Annotated in this window: 18 protein-coding genes; 10 read left to right on the top strand and 8 right to left on the bottom strand. The window is 59.1% G+C overall.

The genetic code is table 11. The annotated features are described in order from the left end of the window. Window positions 1-156: 156 nt before the first annotated feature. Window positions 157-399, bottom strand: coding sequence for a hypothetical protein (locus GDA65_08895; GenBank protein ID MBA5862811.1), 243 nt, complete (start codon window positions 397-399; stop codon window positions 157-159). A 402-nt stretch (window positions 400-801) separates the two neighbouring features. Here GDA65_08895 and GDA65_08890 point away from each other — a divergent pair, with 402 nt between their 5' ends. Beyond that, complete coding sequence (locus GDA65_08890; GenBank protein ID MBA5862810.1) at window positions 802-1,218, top strand: aminoacyl-tRNA hydrolase; 417 nt, start codon at window positions 802-804, stop codon at window positions 1,216-1,218. 74 nt (window positions 1,219-1,292) lie between these two features. Here GDA65_08890 and GDA65_08885 read toward each other — a convergent pair whose 3' ends face one another. Both GDA65_08885 and GDA65_08880 read right to left on the bottom strand, forming a co-directional pair. After that, window positions 1,293-1,613, bottom strand: a complete 321-nt coding sequence (locus GDA65_08885) for an RNA-binding protein (protein ID MBA5862809.1) — start codon at window positions 1,611-1,613, stop codon at window positions 1,293-1,295. A 298-nt stretch (window positions 1,614-1,911) separates the two neighbouring features. Beyond that, window positions 1,912-2,781: an acyl-CoA desaturase gene (locus GDA65_08880; GenBank protein ID MBA5862808.1), complete on the bottom strand. Its 870-nt coding sequence runs from the start codon at window positions 2,779-2,781 to the stop codon at window positions 1,912-1,914. Window positions 2,782-2,910: 129 nt separating this feature from the next. Between GDA65_08880 and GDA65_08875 the strand changes: the two genes are divergently transcribed. From GDA65_08875 to GDA65_08835, 9 genes are all read left to right on the top strand, one after another. Further along, window positions 2,911-3,357: a hypothetical protein gene (locus GDA65_08875; GenBank protein ID MBA5862807.1), complete on the top strand. Its 447-nt coding sequence runs from the start codon at window positions 2,911-2,913 to the stop codon at window positions 3,355-3,357. 164 nt (window positions 3,358-3,521) lie between these two features. Further along, window positions 3,522-3,902 (top strand): hypothetical protein, encoded by a 381-nt coding sequence (locus GDA65_08870; protein ID MBA5862806.1) that lies wholly within the window; start codon window positions 3,522-3,524, stop codon window positions 3,900-3,902. Between the two features lie 182 nt (window positions 3,903-4,084). Next, complete coding sequence (lpxL, locus tag GDA65_08865) at window positions 4,085-5,023, top strand: LpxL/LpxP family Kdo(2)-lipid IV(A) lauroyl/palmitoleoyl acyltransferase (protein ID MBA5862805.1); 939 nt, start codon at window positions 4,085-4,087, stop codon at window positions 5,021-5,023. 146 nt (window positions 5,024-5,169) lie between these two features. Beyond that, entirely contained in the window at window positions 5,170-5,547 is a 378-nt protein-coding gene (locus tag GDA65_08860) for a hypothetical protein (protein MBA5862804.1), read from the top strand. Between the two features lie 55 nt (window positions 5,548-5,602). Beyond that, window positions 5,603-5,935, top strand: coding sequence for a hypothetical protein (locus GDA65_08855; protein MBA5862803.1), 333 nt, complete (start codon window positions 5,603-5,605; stop codon window positions 5,933-5,935). 177 nt (window positions 5,936-6,112) lie between these two features. Then, window positions 6,113-6,913, top strand: coding sequence for an ABC transporter permease (locus GDA65_08850; protein MBA5862802.1), 801 nt, complete (start codon window positions 6,113-6,115; stop codon window positions 6,911-6,913). Further along, window positions 6,910-7,641: an ATP-binding cassette domain-containing protein gene (locus GDA65_08845; GenBank protein MBA5862801.1), complete on the top strand. Its 732-nt coding sequence runs from the start codon at window positions 6,910-6,912 to the stop codon at window positions 7,639-7,641. The genes GDA65_08850 and GDA65_08845 overlap by 4 nt, the downstream gene beginning before the upstream one ends. A gap of 36 nt (window positions 7,642-7,677) precedes the next feature. Beyond that, a complete protein-coding gene (locus GDA65_08840) occupies window positions 7,678-8,667 on the top strand; it encodes an MCE family protein (GenBank protein ID MBA5862800.1) in 990 nt (329 codons plus the stop codon). Continuing rightward, window positions 8,664-9,623 (top strand): tetratricopeptide repeat protein, encoded by a 960-nt coding sequence (locus GDA65_08835; protein MBA5862799.1) that lies wholly within the window; start codon window positions 8,664-8,666, stop codon window positions 9,621-9,623. Before GDA65_08840 ends, GDA65_08835 begins: the two co-directional genes overlap by 4 nt. A gap of 28 nt (window positions 9,624-9,651) precedes the next feature. On the opposite strand, the gene GDA65_08830 is transcribed toward GDA65_08835, so the two are convergent. The 5 genes from GDA65_08830 to GDA65_08810 form a co-directional block, all read right to left on the bottom strand. Next, window positions 9,652-11,964: a general secretion pathway protein GspE gene (locus GDA65_08830; GenBank protein MBA5862798.1), complete on the bottom strand. Its 2,313-nt coding sequence runs from the start codon at window positions 11,962-11,964 to the stop codon at window positions 9,652-9,654. Between the two features lie 249 nt (window positions 11,965-12,213). Continuing rightward, a complete protein-coding gene (locus GDA65_08825) occupies window positions 12,214-13,920 on the bottom strand; it encodes a proline--tRNA ligase (protein ID MBA5862797.1) in 1,707 nt (568 codons plus the stop codon). 6 nt (window positions 13,921-13,926) lie between these two features. Further along, entirely contained in the window at window positions 13,927-15,318 is a 1,392-nt protein-coding gene (rseP, locus tag GDA65_08820) for an RIP metalloprotease RseP (protein MBA5862796.1), read from the bottom strand. A 25-nt stretch (window positions 15,319-15,343) separates the two neighbouring features. Continuing rightward, window positions 15,344-16,504 carry a 1-deoxy-D-xylulose-5-phosphate reductoisomerase gene (locus GDA65_08815; protein MBA5862795.1) on the bottom strand — a complete coding sequence of 387 codons (1,161 nt, stop codon included), beginning with the start codon at window positions 16,502-16,504 and terminating at the stop codon, window positions 15,344-15,346. A 32-nt stretch (window positions 16,505-16,536) separates the two neighbouring features. Further along, a complete protein-coding gene (locus GDA65_08810; protein ID MBA5862794.1) occupies window positions 16,537-17,385 on the bottom strand; it encodes a phosphatidate cytidylyltransferase in 849 nt (282 codons plus the stop codon). Between the last annotated feature and the right edge of the window lie 26 nt (window positions 17,386-17,411).

Raw genomic sequence — 17,411 nt, 5'->3', positions numbered from 1 at the left:
CACACAACCCCCGGCATTTGTTTCACGCTGTCCCCTGCATTGAGACTGGCGAGGACCTCGTGGCCGCTCTTTTCTCGGTGGGTACAGATCCGGCACAAAGAGGTGCGCCCGGGGCGCCGCAGTGTACGATCGGTGCCGCCGGAGGAAGGCCAGTGCCTAGACAGAAGTGGACACCGGTTCAACGCGAGTAGTTCCTGATCGCCGCACCGCATCGAAAGCTGCGCGATTGATTGCCGGCGCGCCCAGCGGAGGGCGCGCGTTGGTGGCGGCGACAATCGTTCCACTGGCATCGGTGACTCCCAGCCAGGAGTAATACCGGTAGAGTGTGTGGTATCGCAGGAGCCGGGCCGTTCTCGCCTTGGACGCGCCGTTGAGGAGGGGACAGTCGTTGGCGAACAACTGGTATCGTCATACTGCTCGAACAGGACGCGATCAACAACAGTGTCAGCGACGGCCGCGGCATTCAGGGCCAGTTCGTTTCCTCGTTCCGCAACCAGCATGGCGCGGAGAAGGGAAGGCGCATGCAGCTCCAAGGCGGTGGCGAGAAACAAGCAGGGAAGCCGCAGGATCGGCAAGAGGCGTTCCGTCCACTGATTGCGTGTATGGAATGCTGTGGTCTGCACGGTACGCTCGGGAGCGCAAACCTGTCAGATGATTAAAAGGGGAACGCCTCCGTACCGTAACCTGTTCTTGCAGCCAGATGCGCGATGAGCAGAGATCTGTGTCTTCCCGGCTGTGTTCGATTGACTCCCTCGCCGGCATACGGGTACGTTTTCCCAATCTGCGGATGGAGAGGATGATATGGTGGCCATTTCAACACATGTGTCGATTCCGGATGAGGAAATCGAATTGACGGCTGTGCGGGCGCAAGGCGCCGGCGGACAACATGTGAATAAGGTCTCGTCCGCAATTCATCTCCGGTTCGATATACGGGCCTCTTCCCTTCCCCCGTTTTACAAGGAGCGGTTGTTGGAGTTACGGGATCATCGCGTGTCGCGTGAGGGGATTCTTATCATCAAGGCGCAGGACTCGCGGAGCCAGGAGCGGAACCGTGCGCTGGCTTTGGAGCGTCTCGTGGAATTGATTCAACAGGCGGCGATTCCGCGGATACCGCGTCGACCGACCAAACCGACAAAAGGGTCGAAGAAAAGACGGCTGGAGGATAAATCCAAACGAGGGCAGCTTAAAACATTACGGGGCCGGCCTGATGAACAGTGAGGCTTACTGCGCAAACACACAGGGGCGCTTCGGATGAAGCGCCCCTGTGCAGCCGAGACGACTCTCGCCGTATCTTAGAAGCGGTTGCGTCCGCCGCGGTTTTCACCGCCGCCGAACCGTCCGCCCCCGCCGCCACCTGAGCGAGGCTCTTGGGGCTTCGCTTCATTGACAGTGAGTTGCCGGCCATCCATGTCCGAGCCGTTTAATGCGGTGATGGCCGCCTTCGCCTCTTCCGCCGTGGACATTTCCACGAAGCCGAAGCCGCGTGATTGCCCCGTGAACTTGTCCGTGATCACACGCGCCGATTCAACGGTGCCGTGAGCGGAGAACAAGTTGCTCAGTTGCGATTCAGTGGCAGCATACGGCAGTCCGCCGACATACAATTTGTTACCCATAGGGGTCTCTCCTTTTGAAAAGTGACATTGTCGGCGACACGAGAACAAGGATATGAGGGGAATGAGCGGGCCGAAGGCGCGGTGGTAGGGGCGACTTGGGTCTGACTTCCGATCAACTTCTCGGTAACAAACAATATCGGTGATGAGCCATTCGAAACCGTGATTCTTATGCGGCCCGTCATAAGATCACGCTTCATCCTAGCAGATGAGTGAGGGGGATTGCTATCAGTTTGACCGGGGCGAGAAAAATAATCCTCAGCCGCAATAGCTCCCTCCACTCAGGGCGGCTGCAAGGCGTTCAGTTACCGGGGGACGCTGTCCGGAGTGATGAGGCCAGCCCTAGCTTCGATAAGGTATAGATCAGCCACTTCGACGGATCAAAATTGTACCAGAGCGGCCCGTTACGATAATCGCTCGGGTAGGTGTGGTGGTAATTATGATACCCCTCGCCGAAAGTGAGCAAGGAAACCAGCCAAGAGTTGCGGCTTGAATCGGACGTGCCATAGGGTTGCTCGCCCCATATGTGGCAGACTGAATTGATGCAGAAGGTGGAATTCAGGACGGCAAAGGTCCGTCCGACGCCGGCCAGCATAAATCCTCCGATTCCACCCTGCCATCCGTTATGGAGGAAGCCCACGACAAAAGGCAGGGCGAGGCCGATGAGAACGATTACCGCATAATTGCGGTGTTGCCACATTGCCACCGGGTCCTGCATGACGCGTGAGCCGAATCGTTCATCGTTGCACGGAACCGGATCGAGCAGCCAGCCGCAGTGGCTATACCAGAATCCACGCTTAGCATTGTATGGATCAGCCGGATCGTCACAATGCGCATGGTGACGCAAATGATCAGCCGTCCATTTCGCACCGGAATTCTGCAGGGCCCAGCCACCGGCGACCAGCAGGCAGGCTTTCACCCAATCGGGACATTCGAAGCTGCGATGCGTCAATAGCCGGTGGTATCCCACGGTGATGCCAAGGCCGGTGACCAGATACAGCACGGCAAACATCGTCCAATCCAGCCAGGAATATCCGTAGAACACTCCATAGGCTGGAACGCCAATCACCGAACCTGCGACGATCGACCAGAATAGGAGGTAGGTCCAGAACTTATGGTGAACGCGGTGGACAACATCCACCGGAATCCGGGTCGGAGAAATTTGTTGCATCCCGCTACAATAGTCAAGCGGAAGGTTTTTCGCAAGGGCCTATCCGACTCCCGACAAGAGTGTGAGCGGGGCTCTGCAGGTCAACTCCGCCGCTGACAGTCGTCAACCGCCTACCGGTAACCGCGTTGAATGAAGTGTGCGGTAGAAGGGGGCTCCACTGTGGGGCCATCTGTTGTCCGGGGTCGGACAACGGCATCAACAGAGAAGGGGGAATCTATGCCTACTGCGTGCGGCGCTTTGCGAAAGGCGACGGCGATGGTGCTCGGGATGTGTTTCGTGATCGGTCTGTCGGGGCTGCATGAACCGGCCAGGGCCGGATCGGATCCGCCAGCGTCCTCCGGTCAGGAACAGCCGGCGATGTCTCCCGATTCATCCGGCAGCGGCGGGAAGGGGCCGGAAGGGGAAGGGCGTGGGGGGCGTCACGGAAGGAAGGCCTGCGCCGAAGATGTGAAAAAATTGTGCGCGGGGGTAAAAGCGGGCGAAGGACGGATTATGCAGTGCTTGAGGGAACATTCGCAGGAGCTGAGCCCTACGTGCGCCGACATGATGCAGCAACGGGGAAAGCATCGGCCGTGACCATTGCGCGGCAGGATCACCGGGCGGAGACCTGAACCGCCCGGTTGGCTGTCCCAGATTGGTCGCGCCAATCCGTATCATTACCGCCGGTTGATTTCGATATTTTATTTTTCGAGGCGTCGCGAGTGCGGTACAGTGGCCGTAATCCATACGGGAGGGTACGTATGAGCGGCACTACGGGACAGGAACAATTCTCCGTCGACTTGCGTCAGCATCCGCGGTTGCGCGTGCCGGCGCCGTTTGCCTGTTCGTTTTCTCGGTTGGGTTTGGCTAAGTGGCTCGGTCGCGGCGGTGATGGAATCGGTGTCGTCTTTGATGTGTCGATGCGAGGAGCGAAGGTGATGAGCGAAACCGTGATCCAGCGCGGCGATCGAGTATCGGTCAGCCTTTCCCTGCCCAATCAGGTCTCGCCGATGACGGTCGAGGAAGCCACGGTGCGCTGGGAGCGAGAGCAAGTCTATGGCCTGGAATTCGTCGATTTGTCGCCGGTCGCTGAAATGCGTTTGCGAAAGTTCATCACCCTGTCCACGAAACCGGCCTCCTGACGAGCCGGGGCGGTGCGCCGTTCATCCAGACCGGTAGAGCCTGCTTGGAGGAGGATTCGCCGCGTTTCACGTCGGGCCCGCTCTCCGGAAGCCGCGGGTGTCTACCTCGCCCTCCGTTTCCACGCATCGTTCGAGATTGCGCTCCTCGCTCCGTTTCCCTACAATGGCTGACCCGTTTGGCCATGTCCAGCACTCAGGCAAAACATAAGCGGCATCAGGCACGTAGCGTCTATCATCCGGTGTATTGGCCGACGTGGGTGGGCATTGCTCTGTTTTGGCTGCTGTCCTGGCTTCCCTATCGTTTGCAACTCGCATTCGGCCGCCGGTGCGGGCGCATTTTACACGGACTGCTCACCAAGCGCCGCGACATCGTCCGCGTGAATTTGGCACTGTGTTTCCCGGAGCAGTCGTCCGAGGAGCGTAACAGGGTCGCCCTGCACTCGTTCGAGTCCATGGGAATGGGGGTGCTGGAAATCGCGATGGCCTGGTGGGCGAAAGATCCGCGGGCGCATTGCGAGTGCACGATCAAGGGGCTGGAGCATATCCGCGAGGCGCTTCGCCGGGGGCGAGGCGTCCTGCTCTGCGGGGCGCATTTGCATGCGGCTGAACTGGCCGGCCGGTTCATGGCCATGGAGCAGCCGGTGGCCATCGTGTATCGACCGCAGAATGATGTCGTGGCGGATATGGTCGCGAACCGGTGCCGGAGTCGATACTATTCGGAGTTGATCCAACATCGGGATATGCGAGGGATCCTGCGCGCGTTGGCCAGGAACCAGGTGGTCTGGTACGCTCCCGATATCGATGCCGGATCGAAGCGCAGCGTCTTTGCCCCGTTTTTCGGCGTGCCGGCCTCTTCCCTGACCGCGACATCCCGCCTGGCGAAGGTCAGCGGCGCGGCGGTCGTCCCCTGCTTTTACTACCGGCGAGCCGATGGATCCGGTTATGACATCGAAGTGGGGGAAGCCCTGGATCATTTTCCATCCGGCGAAATGATGGACGATGCCACCCGCATCAACCGGTTGATCGAAGGGGCTGTCCGCCGCGTGCCGGAACAATATTTCTGGCAGCACCGCCGGTTCAAGAGCCGTCCCCCCGGCGAGCCGCCGATTTATCGGCGATAGGCTGCATTCCCGGAGCGCCGGTGTACCTCCCTCAAACCTCATGGGCGGTGGCCGGCGAAATCACGAGAAGTATTCGGCGTCTCCCGCCCCCTGCGGTATACTGACTTTGGCTAGTTCCAGAAGACGACCGCATCATCCGCTCCGCCATGGATCAAGACAATAAGGTTACGCCCGTTCGTATTGAACTCCGGCAGCACCGTCGCTGCATGGTCTCCCGGACCTGCCTGTTATCATTCGCGCCCTTTGCCCCGACCCTCAGTTTTAATGGCGATGCGGAGGGTGAGGGGGTCGTCCACAATCTGTCACCCGGTGGATGCAAGATCGGCAGTGAGGCCGGGGTGAAGGTGGGGGATGCCATGTCGCTGATTATCTTGCTCCCGGGCGAGACCTGTCCCACGGCGGTCGATCTGGCGCTGGTTCGGTGGGGGGAGGGCTCGTATTTCGGTGTGGAGTTCGTGTCGATGGGGACCGTCGAGCAGGATCGATTACGCCAATTTCTCGCCACGGCCCCGGTGATCGAATAGGGCGGATGTCAAGCGCATGAGGGCGGTCCGGTGCGGGTGACGAAGAGGAGGTCAGGTGGAAGAAACAAAAACGTTGCGTAAGTCGAGTCGAGTTGCGGCTGATTGCCGTCTCGAGTTCATCGGCGAAGATGAAATCGAAGGGGAGGCGGAGTTGCTGGATCTCTCCTCGACCGGATGTATGGCAAAATCCGAACAGACGATGCCGCCGGGACTTCACATGAAAGTCTCACTGTTTCTATCCGACGGACACGAGTGGCCGCTGCGCGTGGAGGAGGCCGTCGTCCGGTGGGCGCGGGGCGGTGAGTTCGGGGTTGAGTTTTTGGTCGTTCGTCCTCCGCAGCTCCAGCGCATCCAGCAGTTCGTGATCAAGCACCGGCCACGCGCATAAGCCGCGATTGAAGCATTAGGCGGCTTCTCCCCCGTCAGTTGACCATTTCCGTATTCTACGGCCTCCTTGCTTCCAGACCTCGGCCGGCCCCGCCCCAGACGCGTTGCTTTACGGGTAATGGTCCCCTACAATTTCGCCGTCGCTCGTAGCCTCAGGTGCCCTGACATCCCTTGTTGAATGGAAGGCGGTTCGGAACGGATGATCACGTGGGTAGGACGCAAGACCATCGCGGGATACGCCTATCTGGCGGCGCTGGCGACGTTGTTTGCGCAAGCCGTGCTCGATCTGATCATTCGTCCACGGCAAGGGCGCGGGGAAACGTTCCGGGTGCTGGTCAGGCAGATTCTCTTCACGGGGGTCGATGCGCTGCCGGTCACCACGGTCATTGCGCTGTTGCTGGGCATCATTATTGTGACTCAGGCCGGCACGCAGCTTCCGAGGCTTGGAGCGGGCGGGCTGGTGGGGAGCATCATCGTGGTCACGGTGATTCGGGAGCTCGGTCCGTTGGTTACGGCGTTCATTGTCGTGGGGCGATCCGGGTCGGCCATTGCGACTGAGCTCGGCAACATGTCGGTAACGCGCGAGGTCGTCGCGCTACGGCTCATGGGTATTCCCATCAGCCGTTTTGTCATCATGCCGCGCATGGTCGGCATGGTGCTGTCGATGCTGTGCCTGACACTCTATTTCGATGTGGTGGCGGTATTCGGAGGCTACCTCGTCGCCGATGCGCAATTGACCATTCCTCTCGATGCGTTCGCGGAAAGTGTGATCAGGGCCTTGTCCACGACGGATGTCCTCATGACTGCCATCAAGGGCCTGGGATTTGGATCGGCGGTCGCGGCCGTCTGTTGTTACCATGGCCTGGCCGTCCGATCGTCTTACACGGAGGTGCCGCAACAAACGACCCGAGCGATGATCAATTCGTTCGTTCTCTGTCTGCTGATCGATGTCGTCGTGACGGTGCCGTTGTATCTATGACCGAGCCGGCCATTATGTTTGAGAACGTCCGCGCGCCCATGTTGGGCGGGGATCTATGGTTGGAACTAGATCTCAGAATTATGGCGGGGGAGTTTGTCGCCTGTGTCGGACCGGGTCGTGCCGGGAAAAGTTTGATGGTTGAGCTTGCCGCCGGACTGGTTGCTCCGGAATCGGGACGGGTTCTTGTCTTGGGGAAGGATTGGAGCGAGGTTGCGGACGAAGATACGAAGTCTGTGCGGCTGCGAGTCGGCGTGGTGCTGCAACAACCGGGGCTGTTGAGCAATATGACGCTGTTCAACAACGTGCTCCTGCCGCTTCGCTATCACCGGGGAGGCATGTCGGATCGGCATCGCGAACAAGCGGTCATGGGACAGTTGGAGCGGTTAGGATTGGCCGCTCTGCGGGATCGTTTTCCCGCTGAGCTCAACCAGGGCGAAGCGCGCCGGGGAGCCATTGCGCGAGCCATGATGTTGGCGCCGGAAGTCCTGCTCCTCGATGATCCGGTGGCTGGATTGGACGCCGACATGGTCTTAGGACTGAAAGGTTATGTCGAAGAGTGGCGAGCCCATCATCCCTTGACGGTGCTGGCGGTGTTGCGCGCCTGGTCACCGTTCGTCGAAGCTGTCGATCGGGTGGTGGTCCTTCGCGAGGGGCGTGTGCAGGCGGACGGAACTCGTGATGGGGTGCGTGAACTTGTCCCGGCAGCGCTGAAACGGTATGTGGAATAGCCGGTGCGGGCTTGTCGGATGGAAAGGTGATCGGTGATGCACTATTCTCATCGTCTATCGAGCGGGCGGCTGGCGCAGATCGTGGGCACATTCGTACTGATTCCCGCGCTGATTCTCGCCGTGGCAGGCTTTTGGATGTCGAGGACGGAACATCTTTTCGAGTCCAAGTATCAGCTCAAGGCCAGCCTGAGTAAATCCTACGGTCTTGAGCCGGGGGCGCCCGTCGTTGTCTCGGGGATTCGCATCGGCCGGGTCAAGCAGGTGGACCTCAACGATCGCGGGACGGTCGATCTGACCCTCCAGCTATTGACGCGGTATCAGGACATGGTGAAAGACAATTCCGACCTGCATATCACCAAGAGCGGGGTGGTGGTCGGGCAGACACAGGTTGATATCGGCATGGGCACCGCCAGCAGTCCGGTATTGGCCGAAGGGGCCATCATTCGTGCCGTTGAACCAAGGGACATCGAAGATCTGCTCAACGAGGTGGAACCGGTGTTGATGGCCGTGAAGCAAACGCTGCTGCGCGTCGAAACCATTACGCAGGATATGCAAGGCGGCCTGAAGGCCGGCGGCAAAGCGCTCGAACAGGTCGCACTGGCCACGCAAGAGCTGCCGGCGGTCGTTGCTTCGGTGCAGCGGACGATTGCGTCGGTCGAACAGACGGCCACTGCGCTCCCGGCCATGACCGGCTCCATCAAGCGCACGCTGAGCATCGTTGATCGGGTGACGGCCGATGTCCAGCAGACCACCGGCCGGCTGCCGGCTATTCTCGACAGTGCGCAATTGACGCTCACCAGCGTCAAGCGACTCTCTGATTCTGTGAGCGAAGTGAGTCAGGAACTGGGGCCCGTCATTCACACGGCTGAAACCACGCTGACCGACATGTCCATTCTGGTGCGCGGGGCCAAGCAGACGTTTCCTTTCAGCCGGTTTGCGCAGAACGCCGGGCCGGCGCCGAAGGAGCCACCGTCACCCTCCCGGGAAGGAGCCCGGAGTTTGAGAGGAGATCAGTTGCATCGATGAGAGCGACAATCCAGGCCTCAGTGGCGGGAGTCTGCGCCATGGTGTGGTGTCTGTGGGCGGGATGTGCGAGTCCTCCGCCGCCGGCTCCTCCCGCGCCACAACCAGGACCATTAGCCGCGCAAAGTGAATCTTTGAGGCGTCAGGGTGATCGTTTGATGATGCGAGGAGATCTGGCCCGCGCTGGTGAAGAGTACGAGGCGGCGCGTTGGATGGCGGAAAGCCTCGATGACACGAAGCGTCTCATCGGCGCCCTCAATGATGTCGGACGTGTCGCTCTCAGGCGCGGAGATGTTTCTCAGGCGGTTGAGTCTCACGTGCGAGCCGTGACCTTGGCGCAACAACTGGGAGAGCCCGATCTCTTGATGGACAGTCTGACCGCCTTGGCCACTGCGGAGCATCAAGCGGGAAACATACAGGATGCAGAGCGGCGGTATGAAGAAGCCTTGGAGCTCGCTCAGCAGAGAAACAGTCGATCAGTCGAAGCGACGCTCCGGAACAACCTTGGACTCGTACGGCAGGGTAAAGGGGAGATGGCGCAGGCCGCGCAATTGTTCCGTCAGGCCATGGCCTTGAATCAGGCGATGGGAAATCCGGAATCCGAAGCCAGTAATCATGTGAATCTCGGCATGCTGGCCGAAGCACGACATGACTATGAGGCGGCAGAACGGGAATATGGGCGAGCCCTCGAGTTGGATAAGGCGGCGGAACAACGGACGGACATCGCGGCTGATTTACTACGGCTGGGCCGGATTGCGGACCGGCGGGGGTTTCCCGATCAAGGGTTGGCCTATTCGGAGCGGGCGTATCGAAGCTATTTAGCACAAGAAGCATTTGACCAGGCGCGGTCGGCCTTGAGTCAGGCTGTGGCCTGCGCGAAGAAACTGGAACGAACCAGAGACATTGCGCGGTTGGAGAGAGAATTGAACCGGCTCACGTCGTTGCATCCTGCGCGGTAGCCGGTCCCGGTGATGGGCGGCCGGCCGCCTACTTGATGGCGACGGCTTTGACTTCTTTGTACGTCGTATGTCCCTGCAGGACCTTCTGGATGCCGTCCTGGACCAGGGTGGTCATTCCGTCTTCCATGCCGGCCTTCAGCATCTCATCGGTCTTCGCTTTGTTCTGGATCAACTTTTTCATTTTGTCGGTGCCCAGAAGCAACTCGTGGAGCGCCACGCGGCCTTTCAGTCCGGTACGATTACAGGTGTCGCACCCTTTGCCCCGATAGAGACGGAAGTTTGCGTCGAAGGGGATTTTGAGGGCGTCCCAATATTCAGGGCCGTATCCCAGGCGCAGTTCCTCGTATTCCTCCTTCGACGGCTGATACGCCTCCTTGCAGTCTTTGCAGATGCGCCGGGCCAACCGTTGAGCCAGTACGCCCAGCATGGCGTCGGCGAAACTGAACGAGTCGCAGCCCATGTCGAGCAAGCGGGTGATGGTTTCCACCGCGCTATTGGTGTGCAACGTGCTGAGCACCAAGTGACCGGTCAGCGAGGCTTCGATGCCGGTATCCGCCGTTTCTTTATCCCGCATTTCTCCGACCATGATGACGTCCGGATCGGCGCGGAGGAAGGCGCGCATGGCCGCCGCGAAGGTGAATCCGATCTTGGCATGCACCTGGACCTGGCGCAGGCCGTACTGCGTGATTTCGACCGGGTCTTCCGCCGTCCAGATCTTGATGTCCGGCGTGTTGATGTAGCCGAGCACCGAGTGCAGAGTGGTCGTCTTTCCGGAACCGGTGGGACCCACGCAGAGAATGATGCCGTAGGGTTTCTCGGCGATGCTTTTGATCTCGCGCAGATTACGTTCCGAAAAGCCCATCTTATCGACCGGCAGCGGTTCACTGGCGGCCAGGATACGCATGACCACGTCTTCGTTATAGCCGGCAGTCGGGATGGTGGCGACGCGCAACTCGATTTCCTTGTTCTCGCCGATTTTAAATTTGATCTTTCCGTCTTGCGGCTTGCGTCGCTCCGCGATATCGAGGCTGGCCATGATCTTCAGGCGTGACACGATGGCGCGGCGATAACTCGGCGGAATCTTCATGTACTCGAAGCAGTCGCCATCGACCCGAAACCGGACGAGCGTATCGCGCTTTTCCCCATAGGGTTCGATGTGAATGTCGGACGTGCCTTGCCGGAAGGCGTCGGCGATGATCTGATTGGCCAGCCGCACGATGGCATTGTCGTTTTCGTCGAGCCCCGCACTGGACGCGTCTTCCTGGGCTTCGAGCTGCGATTCGTTGACCAATTCGCCGAGAATGTCAGAGACATTCTCATTCATCTTGTTGCTGACGTCGGGGGTTCCGGTGGTGCTAGCCAGGAACAGAGCGATATCGCGGCGAAGGCTGACGGCAAAGCGAATGTTGAGCCCGGGGAATGTGCGCTTGATGTCCTGGACGCGGTCGAGGTCGCCGGGATCGTCCGTCAGAATTTCAATGGCGGCGCGATCCCGCTTGAGCGGCATCCAATGATTTTTTTTCAGGTAATCAACATTGAGGTTTTTGAGTAACTCGATGTCGACGATCGTGCGTTCGTTGTATTCGATATAGGGGCACTTGTGGAAATTGGCGAGCGATTTGCCGATCTCGGCTTTTGGAATCTTATATTTTTCGATGAGCTGCGATTCGATATCCGTCGTGCCTTTTTTGGCTTCGGCGAGGGCCACATCGAGATCGTGCTGAGAAATCTTTCCATTGGTCAGCAGGTAGTCAAACTTGGACGGCGGTTTTTTTGACGTCTTTCGAAGCGTGTAGAACGCGGTTCCCAACGATTTGGCGATTTCCGCGACACACTCTTCATCTTTGCGCGTGAACCGTCCGCCGCTTTTCTTGTTGAGGAGTTGAATCACCCCCATGAGATATTTGTTTTCGGCGACGACGGGGTAGGCGAGGACCTGTTTTGTTTTGAAGCCGGTGTTCTTGTCGTAGGTGGCATCGTGCGTGAGCGCCGGGTGAATCGCGCTGAGCTCCACGAGGCTGTAAGCATCGCCGACATTGACGGGGCGCAGGTATTTGGCGCAGAACCCCGCAAGGCTTTGTTCGGTGATCGGGGTGCGCACTTCCTGAACAGTGTCGAGATGGGGAATCTTGGAGAAGATTTCTTTCTTTTCCGAATCCACCACGAAGAGCGTGAGGTCATCTGCGTCGAAGCAGCCTAGAATTTCATGGCGCAGGTCCAGCAGGATTTGGTCTATGTCGGCGGCGGCGAGAATCCGGGCGCTGATCCGCTTGACCTGTTCGGCGTTCCCGGACTTGAGAGCGGCATCGCCTACACCAGGCAGCGGAGCTTTGGGCTGCATCAACGTGTCTCCAAACGGGCTGAACCGGGATTCGCGCGCAGGGTCGGAAACGCGATGTCGGCCTGGAAATCTTTGCCGTGAACGAGCTTCGGACGGTGCGTCTTCCGTGTGAGTCAGTGTATCGCAATGCGTAGTCAAGGCAAGCAAAACGCGTTTTCAAACCCGCGCTGGTGCTGGGGATCGTGTCGGCCCGCAGTAACTTGATGCAGCCTTGGTGATGGTGGCGAACGAGCGGAGCAGGAGGGGAGTTTAGGACGCGGCTTGCAGAAGCGCGGTCAGGGTCGGGATCACTTGATCCGGAGCGATTTTCCTGGTTTCGCCGGTGTGCCGCAGTTTGAGCTCGACCTGTCCCTGCGCCAACCCTTTTTCTCCGATGACCAGGTGGAACGGGGCGCCGATCAGGTCGGCATCGTTGAATTTGACGCCCGCCCGCTCGTCGCGGTCGTCCCACAGGACTTCGATGCCGGATTGTTCCATCGTTCGATACAGGGAGTCGGCTAGCCGGGTCACCGGTTCAGACTGACTCAGCGGCAACAGTGTGACGTGAAAGGGCGCGATCGGAATCGGCCACTTGATGCCCTTGGCGTCGTGATTCTGTTCGACCGATGCCGCAGAAACCCGGCTCACGCCGATTCCATAACAGCCCATGACGGCGAGCTGTTCCTGTCCCTGCGCATCTAAAAATGTGGCCTTCATCGCCTGGCTATACTTTGTCCCCAGCATGAAGACATGGCCGACTTCGATCCCCTTCGCCGTCCTCAGGATGCCGTCTTTGCGCGGGGAGACATCCCCGGCTTGTGCATTGCGGAGGTCGGCGAATTGGTCGACTGTGAAATCACGCGCCCAGTTGGCATCGATGAAGTGAGTGTCGGCCTGGTTGCCTCCGACGACAAAGTTCGCCATCGTCTTTACTGCCAAATCGGCCAGGATTCTAATCTGTTTCAAACCGACTGGGCCGGCAAAGCCGACGGGTGCGCCGGTCAACTTGGGAATCAGCTCCGGCGCGACGAGCTCGATATCGGTTGCACCGAGGAGCCGCTTGACCTTGATTTCGTTCACGTCATGATCGCCTCGAACCAGGATGGCGACAGCGTCCTTGCCCGTGCTGTAGAGCAGTGTTTTTACGAGTTGATCTGGCGCAATGTTCAGGAACGTGGTGACTTCCTCCACCGTCCGTCGCCCTGGAGTCGAGACGGCGGTCAGCGGTCGGGGAGCCGGCAATGGGGATTCCTCGGGCGGAAGCACCTCGGCGCGTTCAACGTTGGCGGCGTAGGCGCCGTTCTCGGCGTAGACAATCGTTTCCTCACCGGTTTCGGCCAGCACCATGAATTCGTGGGAGGAGCTTCCTCCGATCAATCCGGTGTCCGCCTCCACGGGACGGAACGTCAGTCCGCAGCGAGCGAAGATACGGTTGTAGGCATCGTACATTTTTTGATAACTCAGTCTGGCCCCGGCTTCGTCCCGATCGAAGCTGTACGCATCCTTCATGATGAACTCGCGGCCGCGCATCAACCCGAAGCGTGGACGGATCTCATCCCGGAATTTCGTCTGGATCTGATAGAAGTTCAACGGCATCTGCCGATAGGAGCGGACTTCCCGGCGGAAGAGATCGGTGATCACTTCCTCGTGTGTCGGCCCGAGGCAGAAATCGCGCTCATGCCGGTCTTTGAACCGGAGGAGCTCTTTGCCATAGAAATCCCACCGTCCGGTTTCACGCCACAGTTCGGCAGGAGAGGCGACAGGCATGAGCACTTCCTGCGCGCCGGCCCGATTCATTTCCTCGCGGACGATGCGTTCAATCTTCCGGAGCACGCGCAGTCCAAGCGGAAGATAGGTATAGATGCCGGCGGCGACTTTCCGGATCAGGCCCGCGCGCAGCATGAGGCGATGACTGACCGTTTCAGCTTCGCCCGGATCTTCCCGTAATGTTGGAATAAGAGTTTCGGAGACGCGCATGTGGGGCTATGGGGAAATCAACCGCTCGATGTCGTTCCAGAAAGCAAAAATCATGATGCCGACCAGCAGCACCAACCCCACCTGTTGTGCCAGTTCTCGCTGCCGATCTTCAAGTGGTTTTCGTCGAATGGCTTCAATAAAGAAGAATAACAAGTGGCCGCCGTCCAAAATAGGAATGGGCAGCAGGTTCAGGACCCCCAGGTTGATGCTCAGCATCGCCATGAGAAAGACCAGACTGGAGGTGCCCTGCTCGGCCGCATCTCCGGCAGTTTTTGCGATGGTGAGCGGGCCGCCGATATTCTTGCGGGAGATATCCCCGGTGATGATCTTGTAAATCCCGACCACCGTGAGTTCGGTCCAGCCCCAGGTTGCTTGCGCGCCTAACCAAGGCGCTTTGAGGGGGTCGTTGGTTTGCAGAATAGTTTGGTTCTGGGCGGAGATGCCGATTTTTCCGACCTCGGTCGGCTTTCCGTCGATCGTGGCCTTTTCACCCATCGGAGTCACGGAAACCGACTGTGCGGATCCGCCTCGTTGAACGTCGAACTGAAGCGCGTGATTCGGATTCTCACGCACCAGCGCCGTCATCTGCGACCACGTGAAGATGTCATGCCCGTCAATGCGGACGACACGGTCTCCGGCAGCAAGCCCTGCGGCCTGTGCGGGAGATCCCGGAATGACGGCCGTAATCACCGGCGCGCGTTCTTCGATCCCGAGTTGGAAGATCGTCGTCGCCTTGCCGTTGTCCTGGATGGTGGTCTTGCTGGGCGTAACGAGCACCGTTTTGATCTGCTCGCCGCGCGTGAGGTCCAACGTGAGTTGTTTCCCGTTGCTCTGGGAGATGTATTTCAACAGTTCCGCGTTGGTTGAGATTTCTTTGTCGTTCACCCGGATGACTCGATCGCCAGGCTTCAACCCTGCCAGATCGGCCGGTGATCCGGGGAGCACGGCTTCAATTTCAGGGATGATGTCCTTAAAGCTTGGCACGGGCAGGGTGTAGCCGAGCCCGATGTAGGCCGTATAGATCAGATAGGCGAGGATAAAATTGAAAATGGGCCCCGCTGCCACAATGAGTGTTTTGCCCCAGAGGGATTGATGAACAAAGGCCCGCTTTTTGTCTTCCGGCGTCAGGGTTTCGTGCTCGTCTTCGCCGAAGAGCTTCACATATCCGCCCAGGGGCACGACCGATAACAGATACTCCGTTTCCCCGATCTGGCGCCCGAAAATCTTTGGCCCGAACCCGAGCGAAAACTTCAGGACTTTCACCCCGACCCAGCGCGCCGCGAGAAAATGGCCCATTTCGTGAAAGGCGACGAGCACGCCCAGGACCACCAGGAACGGAAGGGCCCAGTGAGTCAGCATCGACACCACGTCAGGGGACCAGGCAAAGGTTGTTCCCACAACAACACTCCTTGGGTTCAGGGTATTACCGCGTCAAGGCATGCACGAGAGACTCGGCTTTTTCCCGAGCCCAGCGGTCAGCCTCCAGAGCATCATCCAGACCATCGATTGGTCGCGGCGTATGAGCGTCCATTGTACTCCGAATGATGTCCGGAATATCGAGAAAGCGGATGCCGTTATGGAGGAAAGCTTCCACGGCCACTTCATTGGCGGCGTTCATCGTGGCCGGCATGGTTCCGCTGATCCGCAACGCGTCGTAGCCGAGTTGTAAGCAAGGGAAGCGATCATGGTCCGGCTTGAAAAAGGTCAAGGTGCTCATTTCGCTCAAATCCAGAGACGGAAGATCCAATGGCATCCGTTCAGGATACCGCATGGCGTAGGAAATAGGGGTCCGCATATCGGGAAGGCCTAATTGTGCGATGACGGACCGGTCTCTGTATTCTACCAGAGAATGGATAATGCTCTCCCGATGCACCAGGACTTCGATCTGGGTTTCCGGAATATCGAAGAGCCAACGCGCTTCAATGACTTCCAGCCCTTTATTCATCAGCGTCGCCGAGTCGATGGTGATTTTTGAGCCCATCTTCCAGTTCGGGTGCTGCAAGGCTCGTTCAGGGCTGACATCCTGTAGCTGCTCGCGGGAGAAGCCCCAGAGCGGTCCCCCGGAGGCCGTGAGGATGATACGCTTGACGTCCTCGCGCCGATGCCCTTCAAGGGATTGAAAGATGGCGCTGTGTTCGCTATCGATCGGGAAAATGCGAACCTGATGTTTGTGGGCTTCCGCCTGCATCAATGCGCCGGCCATGACCATCGGTTCTTTATTCGCGAGCGCGATTTGTTTGCCGGCTTTAATCGCGGCCAGCGTCGGGAGCAACCCTGCGCCACCCACGATGGCAGAAATCACCAATTCAGCCTCCGGGGATTGCGCGACCTGGGCCACCCCTTCGTTGCCGGAGAGAATGTTCACCGGCAGGTCGGTGCAACGCAGGCGCAATTTCTCTGCGGCTGGTTCGCTGGCCAGGGCGGCGAATGCCGGACGGAAACGGCGGATTTGCGCTTCAAGCTTGTCGGCATTCGAGCCGGCGGTCAGGCCGATGACGCGAAACTCCTGGGGAAACCGATCCACGATATCGAGGGTGTTCGTGCCGATTGAGCCGGTCGAACCCAGAATGACGATGTTCTTCATGGCATGCTCCAGAGCAGGCGAACAATCACCGGTTACACATTATTGACGATCCCGACATAGTAGTAAAAGGCCGGTCCAGTGAACAAGAGGCTATCCAGCCGATCCAACATTCCTCCATGGCCTGGAATCAGGGCGCCGGAGTCTTTGAATCCCGTGCTGCGTTTCATGGCTGATTCCGCCAGGTCGCCGATGAGGCCGGCGAGGGTGAGGATCACGCCGAGCACCAGACAATCGACGAGTGAGATGCTGGGAAGGAACCAGGCGCGTGCCGCGATCGCTCCCAGGCAGGCCAGAAGAATGCCTCCCGCCAAGCCCTCATAGGTTTTTTTCGGGCTGACGACCGGCGCCAGCGGGTGCCGCCCCATGGCCTTTCCTGCGATATAGGCCCCGGTATCGGCCGCCCAGGTCACCAGGACGACGAAGAAAATCAGTAATGCTCCGTCGGGCAATGCTCGAATGAGCAGGAGGTGGCTGAGTGAGAGTCCGATATACAGGACGCCCATCACCAGCACCATGCCGTCCGTGAGCGAATCGCGCAATGGTTTGCCGGAGAGCAGCGGCATGCAGAGTGCGAGAAGGACGGTTCCCAACAATACTGTCCGATCTGCAATGAATGCTGGCCATTGAATGCTGCTCAGTAATACCCCGGTCGCGGCAACTCCCACCCAGCTCCACCAAGGCCAAGGTGCTTGAGCCAAGTGGAGCCGGTAGAACTCTGCTACCGCCAGCATACCGGAGAGGGCAACCAACCCGAAGAAGGCGATCGGCCCGAGGTCGTGCACCAGGATATAGAAGATCGGCAGAAAAACGACCGCGGCCATCACACGGCGAACGGTTTCCGACGAGGAACGTGGTCGAGCCTTGTCCACCGTGGGCGACATCGTCTCCTCGCACTGGCATGTTCCCG

This window comes from Nitrospira sp. CR1.1 (assembly GCA_014055465.1).
GTDB lineage: Bacteria > Nitrospirota > Nitrospiria > Nitrospirales > Nitrospiraceae > Nitrospira_A.
This window is presented reverse-complemented; position numbering and strand designations above follow the sequence as displayed.

What these genes read in the sequence shown, in the direction of transcription:
- GDA65_08890 (MBA5862810.1), top strand. Translation starts at nt 802, where the DNA reads ATGGTGGCCATTTCAACACATGTGTCGATTCCGGATGAGGAAATCGAA.
- lpxL (MBA5862805.1), top strand. Translation starts at nt 4,085, where the DNA reads ATGTCCAGCACTCAGGCAAAACATAAGCGGCATCAGGCACGTAGCGTC.
- GDA65_08885 (MBA5862809.1), bottom strand. Translation starts at nt 1,613, where the DNA reads ATGGGTAACAAATTGTATGTCGGCGGACTGCCGTATGCTGCCACTGAA.
- GDA65_08825 (MBA5862797.1), bottom strand. Translation starts at nt 13,920, where the DNA reads ATGCGCGTCTCCGAAACTCTTATTCCAACATTACGGGAAGATCCGGGC.
- GDA65_08875 (MBA5862807.1), top strand. Translation starts at nt 2,911, where the DNA reads ATGAAGTGTGCGGTAGAAGGGGGCTCCACTGTGGGGCCATCTGTTGTC.
- GDA65_08860 (MBA5862804.1), top strand. Translation starts at nt 5,170, where the DNA reads ATGGATCAAGACAATAAGGTTACGCCCGTTCGTATTGAACTCCGGCAG.
- GDA65_08850 (MBA5862802.1), top strand. Translation starts at nt 6,113, where the DNA reads ATGGAAGGCGGTTCGGAACGGATGATCACGTGGGTAGGACGCAAGACC.
- GDA65_08810 (MBA5862794.1), bottom strand. Translation starts at nt 17,385, where the DNA reads ATGTCGCCCACGGTGGACAAGGCTCGACCACGTTCCTCGTCGGAAACC.
- GDA65_08880 (MBA5862808.1), bottom strand. Translation starts at nt 2,781, where the DNA reads ATGCAACAAATTTCTCCGACCCGGATTCCGGTGGATGTTGTCCACCGC.
- GDA65_08870 (MBA5862806.1), top strand. Translation starts at nt 3,522, where the DNA reads ATGAGCGGCACTACGGGACAGGAACAATTCTCCGTCGACTTGCGTCAG.
- GDA65_08845 (MBA5862801.1), top strand. Translation starts at nt 6,910, where the DNA reads ATGACCGAGCCGGCCATTATGTTTGAGAACGTCCGCGCGCCCATGTTG.
- GDA65_08835 (MBA5862799.1), top strand. Translation starts at nt 8,664, where the DNA reads ATGAGAGCGACAATCCAGGCCTCAGTGGCGGGAGTCTGCGCCATGGTG.
- GDA65_08830 (MBA5862798.1), bottom strand. Translation starts at nt 11,964, where the DNA reads ATGCAGCCCAAAGCTCCGCTGCCTGGTGTAGGCGATGCCGCTCTCAAG.
- GDA65_08840 (MBA5862800.1), top strand. Translation starts at nt 7,678, where the DNA reads ATGCACTATTCTCATCGTCTATCGAGCGGGCGGCTGGCGCAGATCGTG.
- GDA65_08815 (MBA5862795.1), bottom strand. Translation starts at nt 16,504, where the DNA reads ATGAAGAACATCGTCATTCTGGGTTCGACCGGCTCAATCGGCACGAAC.